Raw genomic sequence first — 18,256 nt, forward strand, 5'->3', positions numbered from 1 at the left:
TGGCGCGCATGAAAACCTACCTCGTCGGCGGCGCGGTGCGCGATGAACTGCTCGGCTTGCCCGGCGGCGACCGCGACCATGTCGTCGTCGGCGCCACGCCCGAGATGATGCGCGCACGCGGCTTTCGCCAGGTCGGCCGCGACTTCCCGGTGTTCCTGCATCCGCACACCGGCGAGGAACACGCCCTCGCACGCACCGAGCGCAAGTCCGGACGCGGGCATCAGGGCTTCGTGGTGCATGCCTCGCCTGACGTGACGCTGGAGCAGGATCTTGCGCGGCGCGACTTCACCATCAATGCCATCGCGCGCGACCTGGACAGCGGTGCACTGATCGATCCGCACGGCGGTGCGGCCGACATCCAGCACCGCGTGCTGCGCCACGTCGGCGCGGCCTTCGTCGAGGATCCGTTGCGGGTGCTGCGCGCGGCGCGCTTCATGGCGCGCTTCGCCCCGCTCGGGTTCTCCATCGCCCCCGAAACCGTCACCCTGATGCGTCAGGTGGCCGCAGCCGGCGAGCTGGAAAGCCTCAGCGCCGAGCGCATCTGGCAGGAGCTGGTCCGCGCCCTGCGCAGCGCACGGCCATCGGCTTTCCTCGCCAGCCTGCGCGAATGCGGGGCACTGGCGCGCGTGCTGCCGGAGGTGGATGCGCTGTACGGGGTACCGCAACGCGCCGACTACCACCCCGAAGTGGACACCGGGGTGCACGTGGAAATGGTCTGCGACATGGCCGCACGGCTGGCTCCTGGCGATGACCTGATCGGCTTCGCCGCGCTGACCCACGACCTCGGCAAGGCCCTCACGCCCGCAGCCGAGCTGCCGCGGCATCCGCTGCATGAGTCACGCGGCCTGAAACCGCTGCAGGCCTTGGCCGAACGCCTGCGCGTGCCGAACGAGCATCGCCAGCTCGCCGCCATCGTCTGCCGCGAGCACCTCAACGTGCATCGCCTGATGGAACTCAAGCCAGCCACGGTGTTGAAGATCCTCGAGCGTGCGGATGCGTTCCGCAAGCCCATGCGCATCGATCAACTGGCCAGCGCCTGCGAAGCCGACAGCCGTGGCCGCGCCGGCCACGCCGACACGCCCTATCCGCAGGCGAACGAGCTGCGTCGGCTGTTCGCCGCCGCGCGCGTGCCACGTGCCGCCGAGCTGGCCGATCGCCACAGCGGGCCGGCGCTGGGGGAAGCGTTGCGACGCGCGCGCATCCGCGCGATTGCCGAGGCGCGTGATGCGGCGAGCACATCGCAGGCGCAGGCCGATGACGCGGATCAAACCGCGCTTCACGCCGAACAGGCATCATGCAGGACCCACCCCATCAGGAGAGCCGCCATGCAGGGCTACGTTGACGACATCGAGAAAGCCACCGAGGACAATCAGGACTATCGCCGCGTGGTGTATACCGGCAAGCACATGCAGCTGGTGCTGATGTGCCTGCAGCCGGGCGAGGAGATCGGCGAGGAAGTGCATGAAGGCCACGACCAGTTCTTCCGCTTCGAGGAAGGCAGTGGCGAAGTGCAGATCGACGGCCAGAGCCATGCGGTCAAGGGTGACTTCGGCGTGATCGTGCCCGCCGGCGCACGCCACAACGTGATCAATACCGGCGCCAAGCCGATGCGCCTGTACACCCTGTACGGCCCGCCGGAGCATCGCCACGACGTGGTGCATGCGAGCAAGGCCGACGAGCAGGAAGAACACTTCGACGGCACCACCAGCGAATAAGCCCGCTCGTGCGCCTGCCGCGGCCCTTGTGCCGCGGCAAGCCTGCTGTGCAAAGCAGTGCGGGCAGCTGCGCTACAGCCAGCGCGGCACCTGCGCGCGGTACGCGTCGAATGCGCTGCCGAAACGCGCCTGCATGCGTGCCTCCTCGAACGGGATGATGCGCGCATGCAGCAGCCACAGCGCCGGCAATCCGGTCAGCCAGCCCCACGGCAGGTCGAGGATCAGGGCAAGGCCAAGATAACTGGCCAGCAAGGCCAGGTACATCGGATTGCGCGAGTGGCGATACGGCCCCTGGCGCACCAGTGCGCCGGGCTGGCCGGCGGGCAGCAGCGTGGTGCCACGCTTGCGGAACAGCAGCATGCACCACAGCGCGAGCAGCAAGCCGCCATTGGCCAGCACGGTGCCCAGCAGATGACTGATGTGCCGGGCCCTCTCACCCGGCAATGGCAAGGCAAACAGTTCCTGCATGGCCCAGGCCACGCCCAGCGCGAGCGCAAAATGCACCGGCGAGGTCAGCCGCAACCACCACGGTGCAGGCACCGCGAGTGCGGCCCGGGAGGTCGCTTCAGAATCCATGGCGCAGGAAGCCACCATCCACCGCGATGCATTCGCCGGTGATGTAACTGGCCGCCGGCAGGCACAGGAAAGCCACCGCCGCCGCCACTTCCTGCGGCTCGCCCACGCGCCCCATCGGCGTGCGCAGCAGGACCTCGTCCAGGTAATCGGGATCGGCCAGCTTGGGCGAGGTGCGCCGGGTGCGGATGTACCAGGGCGCGACCGCATTCACGCGCACGCCGTCTTCGGCCCATTCCACCGCCAGGTTGCGCGTCATCTGGTGCATCGCCGCCTTGCTCATGCCGTAGGCCACGCCGGTGCGCACATGGGTCAGGCCGGAAACGCTGCCGACGTTGACGATGCTCGAACTGGCATGCCGGGTCAGCAGGGGATGGGCATAGCGCGACAACTCGAGCGCGCTGAACGCGTTGATCTCGAAAATGTCGCGCCATTCCTGTTCGCTGTACTCGATCGCCGGACGGGTGAGGTTGCCGCCGGCGTTGTTGACCAGGATGTTGAGGCCCTCGCCGAAATCCTCGACCCAATCAAGGATGATGCGGCGATGCTCGGCGATGGCGACATCGGCGGCGAGCAGGTGCGCCTCGCCACTGTCGATCTCCGCCTCCAGCTCGTCGCGCGCCTCCTCCAGCGCGTCCTCGTTGCGCGCCACCATCAGCACGGTGGCGCCCAGGCCCATCAACTCGGCGCTGATGGCGCGGCCGATGCCGGCACTGGCGCCGGTCACCAGTGCAAGTTGCCCATCCAGCCGCCAGCGTGCGTCGGCCATCGAAATGCTCCCGTGCGACAAGCCGCAAGCATAGCTGCTGGAGAAGGCCACGAAAAAACGTGCCGGGAAGACCCGGCGCGTTGCATGTGGCTTTGATGTCGCGGATCAGGGTCCGCAGAAGCAGTGCGCGGCGGCGCGCACCATCGGCCCGCCCGGGGTGTGCGCCTGCGAATGCAGGTAGCGCAGCGGTTCCTGCAGCTTCGGCTCGAACAGCCCGACCACGTTGCGCAGCAGCGCCGAGCGCGCCAGCACGGCGCTGCCCATGTCCGCCTGCACCATGTCCGCGAGCCAGGCCATGAACGGTGGTACCGGCTCCTCGACATAGCGCACCACGTACTTGCCGGATTCCAGCTCGGCGCGCTCTGCCGCATCGTCGATCGCCGCCTGCACGCCGCCGAACGCATCCACCAGTCCGCGCTGGTGCGCTTGGGCGCCAGTCCACACCCGGCCACGCGCCACCTCGTCCACTTCGTCGACGCTCTTGCCGCGTGCCTCGGCCACGTTGCCGATGAAGTCGCGGTAGCCCTTGTCGATCACGCTCTGGATCACGCGGCCGAGTTCCGGCTTCAACGGCCGGGTGGGATCGAATGCATCGGCCCAGCGCGTGGTCGAGACGCCGTCGCTGTGCACGCCGATCTTGTCCAGCGTGCGGGTGAAGTTGGGGATCAGGCCGAAGATGCCGATCGAGCCGGTGATGGTGCTCTCGTCGGCATAGATGCGATCGGCGTTCATGCTGATCCAGTACCCGCCGGAAGCGGCAAGATCGCCCATCGACACCACCACCGGCTTGCCGGCGGCCTTGAGCGCAACCACTTCGCGGCGGATCTGCTCGGAGGCGAACACCTCGCCACCGGGCGAGTTCACCCGCAGCACCACCGCCTTGACCTTGTCCTCGTCACGCGCCTGGCGCAGCAGCGCGGCGGTGCTTTCCCCGCCGATCGAACCGCGCGCCTGCTTGCCCGGCATGATCTCGCCCTCGGCCACCACCACCGCCACCTGCGGACGCCCATCGGCCTCCACCGGCAGCTTCGGCGCGATGTGGCGCAGGAAGTTGCCCCAGCCGATCTGGCGGAAACCGCCATCGGCCTTCTTGTCCTTCTCGCCGCGTTCGGCGAGCAGGGCCTCGACTTCCTCGCGCGTCTTCAGGCCATCGACCAGCTTGTGGTTGAGCGCGTACAGGGCCATGTCGCCACCGGCGGCCGTGATGCCCTCATCCATGGCGTCGATGTCGGCGCTGAGCGTGGCGACATCCAGCTTGCGGCGCTCGGCGATGCCGGCCAGCATCCGCTGCCAGATGTCGTTCATCCAGTACAGATCGGCCTCCTTGGCCTCGGGCGAAGCGTCATCGCGCACGAACGGCTCGGCCGCGGACTTGTATTCGCCCACCTTGAACAGGTGCACATCCACGCCGAGCTTGTCCTCCAGCCCCTGACGGAAGTAGGGCTGCGAGCGCGACAGGCCGATCAGCTCGACGCCATAACCCTTGGGGTCGAGGTAGATCTCGTCGGCCTGTGCGGCAAGGAAATACTGCGCCTGGCCAAGGCCTTCGCCATATGCGATCACCTGTTTGCCGGCGCCACGCAGGCGCTCCAGCGCGCGCGCCACTTCATGCAGCGAGGCATAGCCGTGCACGCGCAGATTGCCGAGGTCGAGCAGGACGCGCTCGATGCGCTTGTCCTTGGCCGCGCCATCGATCACGCCGACCAGATCGCGCAATTGCACCTGGCCGCGGCTGTCATCGGGCTTGGTGCCGGCCAGGGCGCGGGTCAATGCATCGCGGCTGTCCTGTTCGACCAGGGTGCCGGCCGGATCCAGCACCAGCGTGGTGCGCTCCGACAGCTTGACGCCCTGCCCGCCACCGACGATCGCGGCAAGCACGCCGATCAGCAGCAGCAACAGGATGAAGAAGAACAGCAGGTTGAACACCAGCCGCCGGGTGAAGTTCATCGCGTTCCACAGGCCGACGAAGAACGCGGCGATGGGGCCGCGACGCGGCGTCTGGGGTGCCGCGGGCGGCATCGGCGGCGGAGGGCTGGGAATGGCGTTCATCGACACGAAATCCTTGAAATGGGCTGCAGGTTAGCGCAGTGTCCGACCCCGATGCATGCATCGAAGGTCACGTTGCGGCGCGTGCCGGGGCCGGCTTCAAGGCGGGCGGCAGCGGGATGCTGGCGCTGCTGCGGACAAAGCGGCGCGCCAGCAGCACCGCGGCCACCACCAGCCCGGCGATCAGCCCGATCCACATGCCCTGCGGGCCCCAGCCCAACGCCAGCCCGAGGCCCGCGCCCAGCGGCATGCCCACGCCCCAGTAGGCCAGCGCGGCGAGGAACATCGGCACCCGCGTGTCCTTCAGCCCACGCAGCGCGCCGGCCGACAGCACCTGGATGCCATCGGGGAACTGGAACAGCGCCGCGTACAGCAGCAGGCCGGAGGCCAGTGCGGTGACCGCGGCGTCGCGGCTGTAGCGGGTGACGATGAAATCGTGGCCCAGCACCATCAGCAGCGCGGAGACGGTTTGCGTGGCCAGCACCAGCACCAGCCCGGCTTTGGCCGCGCGGCGGATGCCGTCGCGCTCGCCGCGGCCCAGCGCATTGCCGACCCGCACCGTGGTCGCTTCGGCGATGCCGAACGGGATCATGAAGCACAGGCTGGCGACGTTGATCGCGATCTGGTGCGCGGCCGCCTCGACCGGGCCCAACCGGCCGATCAGCAAGGCGGTGACGATGAACAGGCTGCCTTCCATGGCCACGGTGACGCCGATCGGCAGCCCGGTGCGCAGCAGCGCGGATTGCGCGTCGCGCGCGGGTGCCTCCCAGGCGGAGAACAGGCCGAGGTCGCGGAAGCGCGGCGAGAGCCGCAGATACAGCGCGAAGCCCAGCGCCTGCGCCCACATCATCAGCGCCGAGGCCACGCCCAGGCCACCGGCGCCCATCTCGGCAAAACCGAAGCGACCGAAGGTCATCGCCCAGCCCAGCGGTGCCAGCACCAGCAGCCCGCCGATGCCGAACAGCATGGTCGGCAGCGAAAAATGCAGGCCGTCGCACAGATAGCGCATCGACAGGTACAGGGTCAGCGCCGGCACACCCCAGCGGATGCCCTGGATGAAGGCGGCCGCGCCGGGACGGATTTCCTCGGCGATCCCGATCATCGGCAACAGCAGCGGGAACAGCGACATCAGACCCCACAACACCACGCCCAGCGCCAGCGCCAGCCACAGCGCCTGGCGGAACAGCGGCGCGATCTCGCCGCGGCGGCCGGCGCCGTCCAGCTGCGAGATCGACGGCGGCAGCGCCATCAAGGTGCCCATCGGCAGCATCATCGGCAGCCAGAACAGCGCCGTGCCCACCGACACCGCCGCCAGCGTGGTGGTGCCATGGCGGCCGGCGATCAGGCTGTCGACCAGGCCGATCATGCCGGTTGCCAGATGCCCGGCCGCCAACGGCGCGGCCAGACGCGCACTGCGCGCGATCTCGTGGCGGAAGGAAGGCAAAGCAGGCATCGGCGGGCCAGCAGGCAGGGGAGCAACGCCGGCGGGCGCGCGGCGCGCTATTTTACTGCCTGCCCCGTCCGCCCCGTTGCCCGATGTCCACGTCGCCTGCTGCCGCCTGCTGCGAAAACTGCGGCACCCGCCTGCTCGGCCCGCATTGCCATGTCTGCGCCCAGTCCGCGCACAACCCGCTGAAGAGCTTCCGGCACGCGCTGGAAGACGTGTTCGAATCGTTCTGGCACCTGGACGGGCGCGTGTTCCGCAGCCTGCGCGACCTGCTGGTGCCCGGCCGCATCAGCCGCCATTACCTCGACGGCCAGCGCGTGCGTTACGTGCCGCCGCTGCGCCTGTACGTGATCCTCAGCCTGTTCGCCTTCTTCATCGCCCATCAGCTCGCCTCCGGCATCGATGTCCGCTTCGACCTGCAGGCGCGCAACGATTTCGCCGAGCTTGTGAGCGTGGCCGATGTGGAGGCCGAGCGCGACCGGCAGCTGGTGGAAATCGATGCGGCGCTGGCCGAGGTCGAAACCGATGCCGAGGGCCGCGCCAGCGCGCATGTCGCCACTGCCCTGCAGACGGCACGCCGGCAGGTGGCCGAAACGGCCGAGGCACGAATGGCCGAACTGGAAGGCCGCGAACCACGCCCGGTCGCGGCCGCGGGCGCGTCATCAATCAGCAACGGCCCGTCACTGCAGGCGCAGCCGCAACCCGCCGCCGACACCGGCCTGCTGCGCCGCACGCTGCAGCGCTGGCAACACAATGCGGACGAGAATTTCCGCCTGTTCGTCAACGACGGCCGGCTGTTTGCCGAGCGCATGATCGCGCACCTGCCGACCGCGCTGCTGGTGCTGGTGCCGGTGTTCGCGCTGGTGCTGCGCGTGGTCTACCTGCTGCGCCCGATCGGCTATCTGGAGCATCTGGTGGTGGCACTGTACAGCCACAGTTTCCTGCTGCTGGCGATGATGGCGTGGATGCTGCTGGTGTTGCTGGAGCGTGCCATCGGCGGCAACCTGCTGTCGGGTGTCGCCGCGCGGCTGCTGGCCGGCGGCAGCCTGCTGTACCTGCTGCTGGCGCAAAAGCGCATCTATGGCGATGCCTGGCTGCCGACCCTGCTGCGCTTTGCCATCACCGACCTGATCTACCTGCTGCTGGCGACGTTGGCGTTGAGCGCCGCGATGGCGATGGCCTTCATCGGAGGCGGATGATGATTTACGAGGTCAACCTGTGGGTCGATGCGGCCATCGCCGATGACTACCGCGCGTGGCTGGCGCGCCATGTCGACCAGATGCTGGCGCTGCCGGGCTTCGTCGAAGCACGCGTGTTCGAGGTGCTGGAGCCGGCGCCGGAACAAGGCGAGATCGCGCTGTGCGTGCAGTACCGCCTGCGTGATGCAAACGCGCTTGATGCCTACCTGCGCGACCACGCACCGCGCATGCGCGCGGAGGGCAGCCAGCGCTTCACGGGTCGCTTCCGCGCGACACGGCGTGTATTGCGCGCGGCGGAATGAGCCGCGCTCAACGCTCCAGTTCGGTCAACAGCCAGCGCATGCGACCACTGGCCGGTTGCCGGATCAGCGCCTGGCGCAGCGCGTCGCGACGCGAGGGCGGAGTGGAGAAGGCGAGCCGCCCCAATTGCTCCAGCTCCTGCGGTGGCATCGAATGCAACACCTGCAACAAGGGTTCGCGCTGCGCCTCCGGCACGTAGGCCAGCAGCGGATGCAGGCGCGGATAGTACGCTCCGAGCGCCGGGCCCAGGCGCCAGCCATGACGCTGCTCGCCGGGCAAGGCTTCGAAGCGGCGACGCAAGGCATCCTGCTCGCTCGCCGGCAATGCGGCAAACGCCGCCGCGGACTCGCGCAGCGCCGCCTGCTGGCGCGGTGGCAGCCGCAGCCATGACTGCATCTGTTCGCGCGCATCACGGCGCGAATCCGGGCTCAGTGACTCCCACCAGCGCACGCGCGCGGCCAGATCCGGCGACTGCGCGGTCGCCGTCAGCGCCCCGGTCATCGCGACCAGGACCAGCACGCAGGCGGCCGACAGACGACGGTTACCGGCCCGCATCGCTGCCCTGTGCTTCGACATCACTGCTGCCTGTTTCCGGCGCTTCGTGTTCGGGCGGTGGCGGCTCGTATTCGGCCACGCCCAGTCGTTCGGCTTGATACCAGGCATAGAACGCGCTGTCGCGCGCGATCGCCGCGTCGGCTTCGGGTATTTCCAGCAACACGCGGTCGGGATGGCCGGCAAGCGCGGTCGCCGCATCCATGCGCGTCGCCGGCTCCGCGGCAGGGCCGAGGCCGCGACTGCGCACCTCACCTTCCGCCAGGTCCAGCCAACCGTCCCGCGGCAGCAGCCAGGTCGCGGCAAGCAGCACGGCGCACAGCACTGCCACCGTCAGCATCGCCGGTCGCGCCCAGGCCGGGCGCTCGCGCGTGGCAGCCAACCATTGCGGACCGCGCGAAGGGCGCGCGCGCATGTCGGCAATGCCGATCCGGCGCGCGGTCGGCAAGGTATGCACGCGCGTCTTCAGGGCATCCGTCCAAGCCGACCAGGCATCTTCGCCCACGTGTCGCCGCACGCCGGCCAGTGCGCGGCGAACCACCTCGGGCGGACGCTGCACGATGGCCGCCAGCTCGATCACGCCAAGGCCGGAGGCGAGCTGCAGCAATGCCAGCACGCGCAAGCCTGCGGGCAGTTCGGTCATGGCCTGGAATGGCGCGGGCAGCAGCAGACGCTCGGGAACGCCCAGCAAGGCGGACTCCAGCAGTGCACGCCAGAAACGCAGCGTGAGGGCATGCCCGGCGATGTCCGGCGATGCCCACAGCCCGCGCATCGCCTCGGCGGCCGCGCGATCCGCGCGCATGACATCCCCGCAGGCGAGCTCGGCCACCACGGCACCGGCCGCTTCCAGCGCCTGCTGCTGGCGGCGAAGATCGGTGTACGAATCGGAATTGGACGCGGAAACGGGCATCAACGGGCCATCGGGGTGCGCTGGCGATGATAGCCGGGTGGCCGCGGACATCGCCTATTGCAGATTTCGCGCGGTTTTGCAAGCCCCGAAATACGCTCTGTGCACAGGCAAGGGTTTTCATGCATTGACGTGACTGAACAAATCCGTTCAGCCATGTTTCATGCATGTTTCACGCGCAAGTCATTGTTTTTCATTGTTTTTATCGGCTTGGCGCTTTTTTCGCCATTTTCCGTCAAGGTCGGATCGACCGGGCCTTGCGCGTGGCAGCCGGTGATCATGCACAGACTTATCCACAGTTTTTGTGGATAAGCCGCTTTCCCTTGTCTTGCCAATCACTTGCACCGTTTTGGTGAAGCCTGTCACGAGCTTTCGACCGCAACTCGCCCTCGCGTGACACGCATGGCATGTGCCGCGCCACCCCTAGAATGCGCGCATGCCCGACCTTGCGCTCCAGCTCGCGCTGCCGACGCCGCTGCCGCAGTTGTTCGACTATGCGGCGCCGAGCGGCCATGCACCCTCGCCGGCCGATATCGGCCGCCGCGTGCGGGTGCCATTCGGCCGCCGCGAAGTGGTCGGCATCGTCGCCGGGGTCGGCCCCGCACACACCTCCGCCGAGCTGCGTGAGGTGCTGGCCTTCCTCGACCCGGATCCGTTGCTCGAAGGCGAGCTGCTGGATTCGCTGCGTTGGCTGGCGCGCTATCTGCACGCGCCGCTGGGTGAAGTCCTCGCCACCGCGCTGCCGGCGGCCTTGCGTCGTGGCGAGCCGCTGGCCGACACCACGCAACATGCCTGGCGGCTGAGCGCTGCCGGCCGGCAAGGCCTGGCCACGATGCGCGCCGGACGCCCACGACGGCTGGCCGAACAACTGGCCGAGGCGAGCGACGGCATCGCCGAAGCCCGCCTCGATGAGCTGCATTCGGGCTGGCGCACGCCGATGCGCGCCCTGGCCGGGCGTGGGCTTGTCGAGCGCATCCCCTGCGTGCCGGACTTCACCGCAGGCGGCGAGCGCGGGCCGCAACTCAATCCCGAACAGGCGAGCGCTGCCGCCGCGCTGCGCAGCGCATCCGGCTTCAGTCCGTTCCTGCTCGAAGGCGTGACCGGAAGCGGCAAGACCGAGGTCTATCTGGACGCCATCGCCGCCTGTCTCGCGCGCGGGCGCCAGGCGCTGGTGCTGACGCCGGAAATCGGCCTCACCCCGCAGTTGCTGGCGCGCTTCCGCCAACGCCTCGGGGTGCCGGTCGAAGCGCTGCATTCGGGCTTGGGCGATGGCGAGCGCGCGCGCGTCTGGCTGGCCGCCGCCCGCGGCCAGGCACGGGTCATCGTCGGCACCCGCTCGGCCGTGTTCACGCCGTTGCCGGAGGCCGGCCTGATCGTGATCGACGAGGAGCACGATGCCAGCTACAAGCAGTTCGACGGCATCCGCTACCACGCGCGCGACTTCGCCCTGGTGCGCGCCAAGGCCTTGCAGGTGCCGATCGTGCTGGGCAGCGCCACCCCGGCGCTGGAGTCACTGCACAACGCGCGCAGCGGCCGCTACCGGCATCTGCAGCTCACCCATCGCGCCGGTGCCGGCACGCCGCCGACGGTGCGCATCATCGATGTGCGCAAGCGCCCGTTGCAGGCCGGCCTGTCGGCGGAACTGATGGACGCGATCGGCGCTGCGCTCGCCGCCGGCGGCCAGGTGCTGGTGTTCCGCAACCGCCGCGGCTATGCCCCGGTGCTGCAATGCCACGATTGCGGCTGGAGCGCGCATTGCCCGCAATGCAGCAGCCCGGAGCGCGCGGTGCCGATGACCGTGCACGCACAGGGTCGGCGCCTGCACTGCCACCATTGCGGCCATCGCCGTCCCACGCCGCCGGCTTGCCCCGACTGCGCCAGCCTGGCCCTGCAGCCGCAGGGCAATGGCACCGAACGCATCGAGGAAACACTGGCGCGGCACTTCAGCGAAGTTCCCGTGATCCGCATCGACCGCGGCAGCACGCAGGGCCGCGACGCGCTGCAAAAACACTTCGATGCACTTGGCGATGCGCCGGGCATCCTGGTCGGCACGCAGATGTTGGCCAAGGGCCATGACCTCGCCCGCCTCACCCTGGTCGCCGTGGTCGGCATCGACGAGGGCCTGTACTCGCTGGACTTCCGCAGCCGGGAAAAGTTGGCGCAATTGCTGATCCAGGTCGCCGGTCGCGCGGGGCGCGCCGAGCGCGCGGGCGAAGTCTGGCTGCAGACCCATCACCCCGAGCATCCGCTGCTGCATCGGCTGCTCGATGGAGGTTATCCGGCATTCGCCGAAGAAGAGCTGGACGAGCGCGAAGCCGCCGGTTTCCCGCCCTTCGCCCACCTCGCCCTGCTGCGCGCCGACGCACGCGATGGGCAGACCCCGCTGCGCTTCCTGCAGCAGGCACGCGAACTGTTGCAACACGCGCTGCCGAACGCCACGCTGCCATTTCATGGCGGCACACCCGCACTGGAGCTGCATGGCCCGCTGCCCGCACCGCAACCGCGCCGCGCCGGCTACCAGCGCCTGCAACTGCTGCTCTGCGCCACCCGCCGCAGCGATCTGCACCACGCACTGCAGGCAGTGATGCCGCAGCTGCATGCGCTGCCCGACGCACGTCGCGTGCGCTGGTCGCTGGATGTGGATCCGGTGGATCTGTATTGAGTCCATATCGACCACCCCGGCACGCGGCATGACAAACGCCCGCAGGGTCCGGCTTGGCAACCCGGCGTCCACCACGCATAGTGGTGTTGGTCACTCGATCGAAAGTGGAGGCGGCATGCGACGCAGGAGATGGGCGCGGGTGCTATGCGGGATCGGCCTGCTGCCCCTGGCGGCGCTCGCCGCCGAGGCGATGGCGCGGCCACCGTGGCAGGCGCAGGTGGATGCGCTGCTGGCACCGTATGCCGGCGAACGGCCGGGGGTGAACGTGGCCATCGTCGAAAACGGCAAGCTGCGTTACCGGCGCAGCGTGGGCCTGGCGAGCCTCGAACCACGCGAGCCGCTGGATGCACGCAGCAACTTCCGCCTTGCCTCGGTGAGCAAACAGTTCACCGCGATGGCCACGCTGCTGCTGGTCGCCGACGGCAAGTTGCGACTTGACGAATCACTGACCGAGGTGCTGCCGGAGTTCCCGGCCTATGGCCGCGACATCACCATCGAGCAGATGCTGCGCCATCGCTCGGGCCTGCCCGATTACGAAGGCCTGATCGAACCCGAGCGCACGCAGCAGGTGCTGGATGCCGAAGTGCTGGAATACCTGCAGCTCACCGACGTCCCGCTGTTTGCGCCCGGCAGCCAATGGCGCTACAGCAACTCGGCCTACGTGCTGCTGGCGCTGATCGTGGAGCGGCGCTCGGGCATGGCCTATGGCGAGTTCCTGCAGCAGCGCATCTTCCGCCCGCTGGGCATGCGTCATACCCGGACCTATGCCGCGGACGCGCACATCGCACACCGCGCCTGGGGCCACAGCCCCGCACCGGACGGCAATGGCTACGTTCGCGACGACAAGAGCGTGACCAGCGCGACGCTGGGCGATGGCGGGGTGTATTCCTCGCTCGATGACCTGATGAAATGGCAACGCGCCCTGTTCGCCGGCCGCCTGCTGCCGGCGCCGTTGCACGAGGCCATGTTCAGCGCGGATGCCCCGGGCGCGGTTGGCGCACGTTATGGCCTGGGCTGGTTCATCGACGACCTCGATGGCGGCGGCGTGCGCTGGTGGCACAGCGGCACCACCCGCGGTTTCCGCAATTTCGTGGTGCGCTATCCGCAGTCCGGGCTTGTCGTGACGGTGCTCTCCAACAGCAGCGATACCGATGCCGCGACCCTCGCCGGCGAGATCGTGCGCGCGGTGCGCCCGAGCCTGGCGGTGGTGCCGGCGGAGGCGATCCCGCCCTGAGGCCAGCGCTGCCCGTCCACGGGTGCTGCCGCCATGCAAACGGCCCGCTCATGCGGGCCGTTTCGTATGCAGCGGATCGGGCAGGACGCCTCAGGCGACGAACAGCGCCTTCATCTTCTTCAGCGCGGCGGCCTCGATCTGGCGGATGCGCTCGGCGCTGACGCCGTATTCGTCCGCCAGCTCCTGCAGGGTGACCTTGTTCTCGTCGTCCAGCCAACGCCGCTTGATGATGTCGCGGCTGCGTGCATCCAGGCCCGACAGGCTTTCGCGCAGCAGGGCGAGCTGGTGGTCTTCGCTGTCCACGCGCTCGTAGGCCTGCGAGGGATCCTCGACCTCGCTCGCCAACCAGGTCACCGGCGAGGCCGGGGCATGGTCCTCGTCATCGCCTTCGGGCAGGTCGAAGCCGATGTCGCGCCCGGACAGGCGCGCTTCCATCTCCAGCACCTCGGCCTCGGGCACGTTGAGGTCGGCGGCCACGGTGCGCACTTCCTCGGCATTCATCCAGCCCAGGCGGGTGCGCGATTTGCGCAGGTTGAAGAACAGCTTGCGCTGCGCCTTGGTGGTGGCCACCTTGACGATGCGCCAGTTCTTGATGATGAACTCGTGCATCTCGGCGCGGATCCAGTGCACCGCGAAGCTGACCAGGCGCACGCCGACATCCGGGTCGAAGCGCTTGACCGCCTTCATCAGGCCGATGTTGCCTTCCTGGATCAGATCGCCCAGTTGCAGGCCGTAACCGCTGTAGCCACGCGCCACGTGCACCACGAAGCGCAGGTGGGCGAGGATCAGGTTCTGTGCCGCGGACAGGTCGTTGTCGTCGCGCAGCCGGCGCGCCAGCTGCTGCTCTTCCTCCTGCGACAGCACCGGAATCTGGTACACCGCGCCGATGTAGGAATCCAGCGTGCCGATGCTCGGCATCGGCAGGTTGTTGGAGATCAGCGGATAGTCCAAGGTCTGGATGTTTTCAGTCATGGCGGCAATTTTAGCAGTCGGCATCGATGAGTGCTAACCGCACGAACAACAGCGTTCTGTTCCATTCATGCAACACAACGACCATGTCCGCGCGGGTGCAGATGCAGCCTGACAGCCCATGTGTTGCCGCAGAGTGAGCGGTGCATGACATCGGCATTGACCGCGTGCATTTCAATACCCGCACGCTTTCGCGCACAATGTGGCCTGCTTCGCAGTTTCGATCCCGATGCTCGCCCACGTCTACAAAAGCCTCAAGCGCGCCGATACCTATGTGTTCCTGGCCGAGCGCGAAGGCTTCTCGCGCCTGCCCGAGCCTCTGCGCACGCAGCTGGGCCCGCTCGAATTCGTGCTCGAGGTGAAGCTGGGCCCGGAGCGCCGGCTGGCACGCGAAAACGCGGTCGAAGTGATGGAAAACCTGGCCGTGCGCGGCTTCCACCTGCAATTCCCGCCGTCCACGGCGGACGACCCGATGAGCACGGACTGGGGCACCGATGCCTGAGGCACGAGCGGCCGCTGCCCTCCGCCCCGGCTGGGCACTGCCTGCCCTGCTGCTGGTGCTGCTGGCTCCGCTGGCGGGGCGCATGGCGCTGCTGCCGGTCGCGGCCGGTGCACTGCTCGTTGCCCTGGCGGTGAATGAGCATGCCTGGAAGCCCGCCCTGCGCGCCGTCGCCGGGCCGTGGCTGATCGTGTTCGGCACGGCCTCGCTGCTGCTCACCTGGCCACTCTCGGCCCTGGCCGCGCGTGGCAGCCTGGCTGCGGCACTGACCACGTCCGCCGTGCTGGCCGGCCTGTTGCTGGCCGCCTGGCGCAGCTGGCCACTGTGGTCGGGCATTGCCACGGGCCGGCATGGCGTGGACAGCGACTGGCGGCAAAAGGCCACGCGTGATCCGACACCCTGGCACGGGCTGTACGTGGCGCTGCCGCTGACGCTGCTGGTGGCCGGCGGCCTGGCACTGGGCTGGACCAGCCTGCTGCCCGCCGGCGCGCGCTGGGGCCTGGCCGCGGTGCTGACGCTGGTGCTTGCCCTGCCGCTGCTGCCGCGCCTGCGCCGACCGGCCAGCCGCATTGCCCGCGCCGAAGCCCTCACCAGCAAGCCACTGCGCAATGCCGAGCGCATCGAACTGGAGGCGCTGCGCGACGCGGCAGGCGATGCCGACGTCACCGCGTTGCCGGCCACAACCACGCCCGCCACGACGGAAGCCGCCGCAGGCGGGTCCGCGACCCCGATCGACCCGGCCCGCGCCACTGCCGAACTGTTCGAAGCCGCGCGCGGTGGCCGCGTCGAGCACGCGTTGCAGTTGCTGGCCGATGGTGCCGATGCCCTGGCCATGCCCGACGCCGACGAACGTGACCAGCGCAGTCTGGCGCAGCTCGCCGCGGTGCTGCCGGACTTGCGCCTGCTGCGTGCGTTGATCGAGCGTGGCGCCCCGATCGCGGCCGGCGACGGCCGCCCCGGGGTGCTGCTCGCTGCCACCCGCGACAGCTGGCATGGCCGCCCCGAAGCGGTGATGACCCTGCTCGCCAATGGCGCGGATGCGCGCGAGCAGGATGCCGAGGGCAATACCCCGCTGCACCATGCCGCGCGCAGCACCGACCCCGGCGTTGCCGCGCTGCTGCTGGATGCCGGCGCGCAGATCGACGCCCTCAACCATGCACGCCAATCACCGCTGGCGATGGCCTGCCAGGCCGGCAACTGGCGCCTGGCCCGGTTCCTCGTCGAACGCGGTGCACAGCCGCATCCGGCAGGTGGCGAGCCGGTGCTGATCGCGGCCGCCAGCGGCGAAGACGACGACCCGGCCGGAGTCGAGTTCCTGTTGCAGCGCAAGGCCGCGGTCGATGCCCATGACCAGGCCGGACGCAGCGCACTGCTGCATGCCGCGGCAGCCGGGCACCTCCTGATCACGCAGGCTCTGCTCGACGCCGGCGCCGATGCCGCTCGCCGCGACGGGGACGGCATGGATGCCTGGCTGCTTGCCGCCGGCAGTGGCCGCCGCGCGGTACTCGAGGCCCTGCTCGACGCCGGGGCCGACGCCCATGCGCGCGACCTGCAGGAGCGCGATGCCCTGGCGCATGCGCTTGCCGGCGGCCATGCGGATGCCGGCCTGTTGACATGGTTGCGCGAGCTCGGGCTGGATCCACGACGCCCCGATGCCAGCGGACGCAGCACGCTGGACGTGGCGATCGAACAGGGCCGCTGGGCACTGGTTGCTGCACTCGACCCGACCTGCCCGCTGCCCGGCGTGGCGCGCGATGACGATGGCGAAAGCGCGCGACCGCCGATGCAATTGATGCTGGATGCACTGGAGGACGGGGAGTGCACGGCAGTGGCGGAGGTCGCGGCACTGCTGGAACCCGAAGAACTGGGCCGCACCCTGCTGGATGTCGCCGCCCGCGTGCCTGCCCACCTGCCCCTGCTGCTGAGCCAGCACCCGCCGCTTGATGCACGTGATCCGGCAGGCGACAGCGCCCTGTTCCTGCTGCTCGACCAGGCCGGCGATGCCGACGCACGCAACGCCATCCGCGTGCTGCTCGATGCCGGCGCCAGTCCCGGCGGGCGTGCTGGCCTGGCCCGTTACCTTGCCGCCTGCCTGCGTACACGCGTGACAACGCAGGCGGCCGAAGAACTTGCCCTGCGCTTGGTCGATGCCGGTGCCGATGCCTTCGCCCCCGATGCGCGTGGCGATGCTCCGCTGGCCCTGGCCCTGCGCCTGGACTGGACCCGCCTCGCCGGCGAGTTGCTGGCACGCGGCGCCGATCCCAATCGCGGCGACAGCCGCGGCCTTGCCCCGCTGCACCTGGCCGCCACCTTCGGCCAGGCCGCACTGCTGCGCCAGCTGCTGCGGCATGGCGCGCAGCCGGCCACGCGTGCCGGCGATGGCCAAACCGCGCTGGGCGTGGCGCTTGCCGCCGGCCACCGCGAACTCGAGCACTGGCTCGACTGGTCCGGCTGGCCGCATCCCGGGCGCGCGCTGCGCGCGGCCGACCTGCCGTCGGCGGCGATCCTCGGTGACGCCGCGGGCGTGCGCCGCCTGCTCGAGCTCGGCTTCGACGTGAATGCCCGTGACAGCCAGGGCTGCAGCGCCCTGCTGCGCGCCGCCGGTGGCGGCCACGATGCGGTGGTGGCCGACCTGCTCGCTGCCGGTGCCGACACCGCGCTTACCTCCGACAGCGGTGCCAGCGCCTTGTCGGCAGCGGTCAGCATGCGTCATCTCGAGGTCATCGAACGCCTGCTGGCGCACGGCGTCGACCTGGGTCAGCGCTTGCGCGGCGACGTCACCGTGTTGATGCTGGCCTGCGCCCTCGGCCTTGCCGACGTCGCCGCGCGGCTGATCGCCGCCGGCGCCGACCTGGATGCCGGCGATGCCGAAGGCCTGCGCCCGATCCACTGTGCCGCACTGTTCGGGTTTTCCAGTGCCGACCGTGCGCGCCTGCTGGCCTTGCTCGACACCCTGCTGCTGGCCGGTGCCGATCCGGACCAGTCCACGCTGACCGGCCTGACCCCGCTGCTGCTGCTGCTCGGCGCACGCGCCGAGCCCGACTCAAGCTGCCACGAGGACGTGTTGCTGGCCGGTGTCGAACGCTTGCTGGAGGAAGGCGCCAGCCTGCAAGCCAGTGATCCGCGCGGCTTCGGCCCGCTGCACCTGGCGGCGCTGCACGGCCTCGGCCGCTGCGTGCGCCTGCTGCTGGCGGCCGGCGCCGACCCCCAGCAGCGTGACCGCCTCAACCGCACGCCACGCGAGATCGCACTGATGCGCGGCTTCATGGACGTGGCAGCCGAATTCGACCCCTCCGGCAGCCCCTCACCCTCGATGGCGCGCTTCCTGCACCCGCCGCGCTGAGCTTCCTTCGCCGCCACGGGCTGTGCCATGATCGCCCCATC

General features: G+C 69.4%; 13 protein-coding genes and 2 pseudogenes. 8 read left to right on the plus strand and 7 right to left on the minus strand.

The window, feature by feature from the left end; genetic code table 11:
• Positions 1-8: 8 nt before the first annotated feature.
• Together ACW11F_RS10490 and ACW11F_RS10495 are read left to right on the plus strand one after the other, a co-directional pair.
• Positions 9-1,223: pseudogene (locus ACW11F_RS10490) on the plus strand (multifunctional CCA addition/repair protein); the annotation flags it as partial.
• 198 nt (positions 1,224-1,421) lie between these two features.
• Positions 1,422-1,715, plus strand: a complete 294-nt coding sequence (locus ACW11F_RS10495; RefSeq protein ID WP_456997094.1) for a cupin domain-containing protein — start codon at positions 1,422-1,424, stop codon at positions 1,713-1,715.
• Between the two features lie 72 nt (positions 1,716-1,787).
• Here ACW11F_RS10495 and ACW11F_RS10500 read toward each other — a convergent pair whose 3' ends face one another.
• From ACW11F_RS10500 to ACW11F_RS10515, 4 genes are all read right to left on the minus strand, one after another.
• The gene (locus tag ACW11F_RS10500) at positions 1,788-2,291 is read right to left on the minus strand and encodes a methyltransferase family protein (protein WP_456996856.1); all 504 of its coding nucleotides are present in this window, start codon (positions 2,289-2,291) and stop codon (positions 1,788-1,790) included.
• The gene (locus tag ACW11F_RS10505; protein WP_456996857.1) at positions 2,281-3,057 is read right to left on the minus strand and encodes an SDR family oxidoreductase; all 777 of its coding nucleotides are present in this window, start codon (positions 3,055-3,057) and stop codon (positions 2,281-2,283) included. Before ACW11F_RS10505 ends, ACW11F_RS10500 begins: the two co-directional genes overlap by 11 nt.
• Before the next feature lie 105 nt (positions 3,058-3,162).
• Entirely contained in the window at positions 3,163-5,076 is a 1,914-nt protein-coding gene (gene sppA / locus ACW11F_RS10510; RefSeq protein WP_456997095.1) for a signal peptide peptidase SppA, read from the minus strand.
• Between the two features lie 97 nt (positions 5,077-5,173).
• Positions 5,174-6,556 (minus strand): MATE family efflux transporter, encoded by a 1,383-nt coding sequence (locus tag ACW11F_RS10515; protein ID WP_456996858.1) that lies wholly within the window; start codon positions 6,554-6,556, stop codon positions 5,174-5,176.
• Positions 6,557-6,639: 83 nt separating this feature from the next.
• Between ACW11F_RS10515 and ACW11F_RS10520 the strand changes: the two genes are divergently transcribed.
• Both ACW11F_RS10520 and ACW11F_RS10525 read left to right on the plus strand, forming a co-directional pair.
• Positions 6,640-7,749, plus strand: coding sequence for a DUF3667 domain-containing protein (locus ACW11F_RS10520; RefSeq protein ID WP_456996860.1), 1,110 nt, complete (start codon positions 6,640-6,642; stop codon positions 7,747-7,749).
• Positions 7,749-8,051, plus strand: a complete 303-nt coding sequence (locus ACW11F_RS10525) for a DUF4286 family protein (protein WP_456996861.1) — start codon at positions 7,749-7,751, stop codon at positions 8,049-8,051. Before ACW11F_RS10520 ends, ACW11F_RS10525 begins: the two co-directional genes overlap by 1 nt.
• Before the next feature lie 7 nt (positions 8,052-8,058).
• Here the strand turns inward: ACW11F_RS10525 and ACW11F_RS10530 are convergent, their stop codons facing one another.
• Positions 8,059-8,625 (minus strand): DUF3106 domain-containing protein, encoded by a 567-nt coding sequence (locus tag ACW11F_RS10530; RefSeq protein ID WP_456996862.1) that lies wholly within the window; start codon positions 8,623-8,625, stop codon positions 8,059-8,061.
• Positions 8,591-9,511 (minus strand): hypothetical protein, encoded by a 921-nt coding sequence (locus tag ACW11F_RS10535; RefSeq protein ID WP_456996863.1) that lies wholly within the window; start codon positions 9,509-9,511, stop codon positions 8,591-8,593. Before ACW11F_RS10535 ends, ACW11F_RS10530 begins: the two co-directional genes overlap by 35 nt.
• Before the next feature lie 433 nt (positions 9,512-9,944).
• Here ACW11F_RS10535 and ACW11F_RS10540 point away from each other — a divergent pair, with 433 nt between their 5' ends.
• Positions 9,945-12,170, plus strand: a complete 2,226-nt coding sequence (locus tag ACW11F_RS10540; protein WP_456996864.1) for a primosomal protein N' — start codon at positions 9,945-9,947, stop codon at positions 12,168-12,170.
• A 115-nt stretch (positions 12,171-12,285) separates the two neighbouring features.
• Positions 12,286-13,404 carry a serine hydrolase domain-containing protein gene (locus ACW11F_RS10545; protein ID WP_456996865.1) on the plus strand — a complete coding sequence of 373 codons (1,119 nt, stop codon included), beginning with the start codon at positions 12,286-12,288 and terminating at the stop codon, positions 13,402-13,404.
• Between the two features lie 90 nt (positions 13,405-13,494).
• Here ACW11F_RS10545 and rpoH read toward each other — a convergent pair whose 3' ends face one another.
• Positions 13,495-14,376, minus strand: a complete 882-nt coding sequence (gene rpoH, locus ACW11F_RS10550) for an RNA polymerase sigma factor RpoH (RefSeq protein ID WP_456996866.1) — start codon at positions 14,374-14,376, stop codon at positions 13,495-13,497.
• A 226-nt stretch (positions 14,377-14,602) separates the two neighbouring features.
• On the opposite strand from rpoH, the gene ACW11F_RS10555 reads away from it, so the two are divergent.
• Positions 14,603-14,875, plus strand: a complete 273-nt coding sequence (locus ACW11F_RS10555) for a YcgL domain-containing protein (RefSeq protein ID WP_456996867.1) — start codon at positions 14,603-14,605, stop codon at positions 14,873-14,875.
• Positions 14,876-15,629: 754 nt separating this feature from the next.
• Positions 15,630-18,215: pseudogene (locus ACW11F_RS10560) on the plus strand (ankyrin repeat domain-containing protein); the annotation flags it as partial.
• Positions 18,216-18,256: the final 41 nt, after the last annotated feature.

This window comes from Luteimonas sp. e5 (assembly GCF_054031035.1).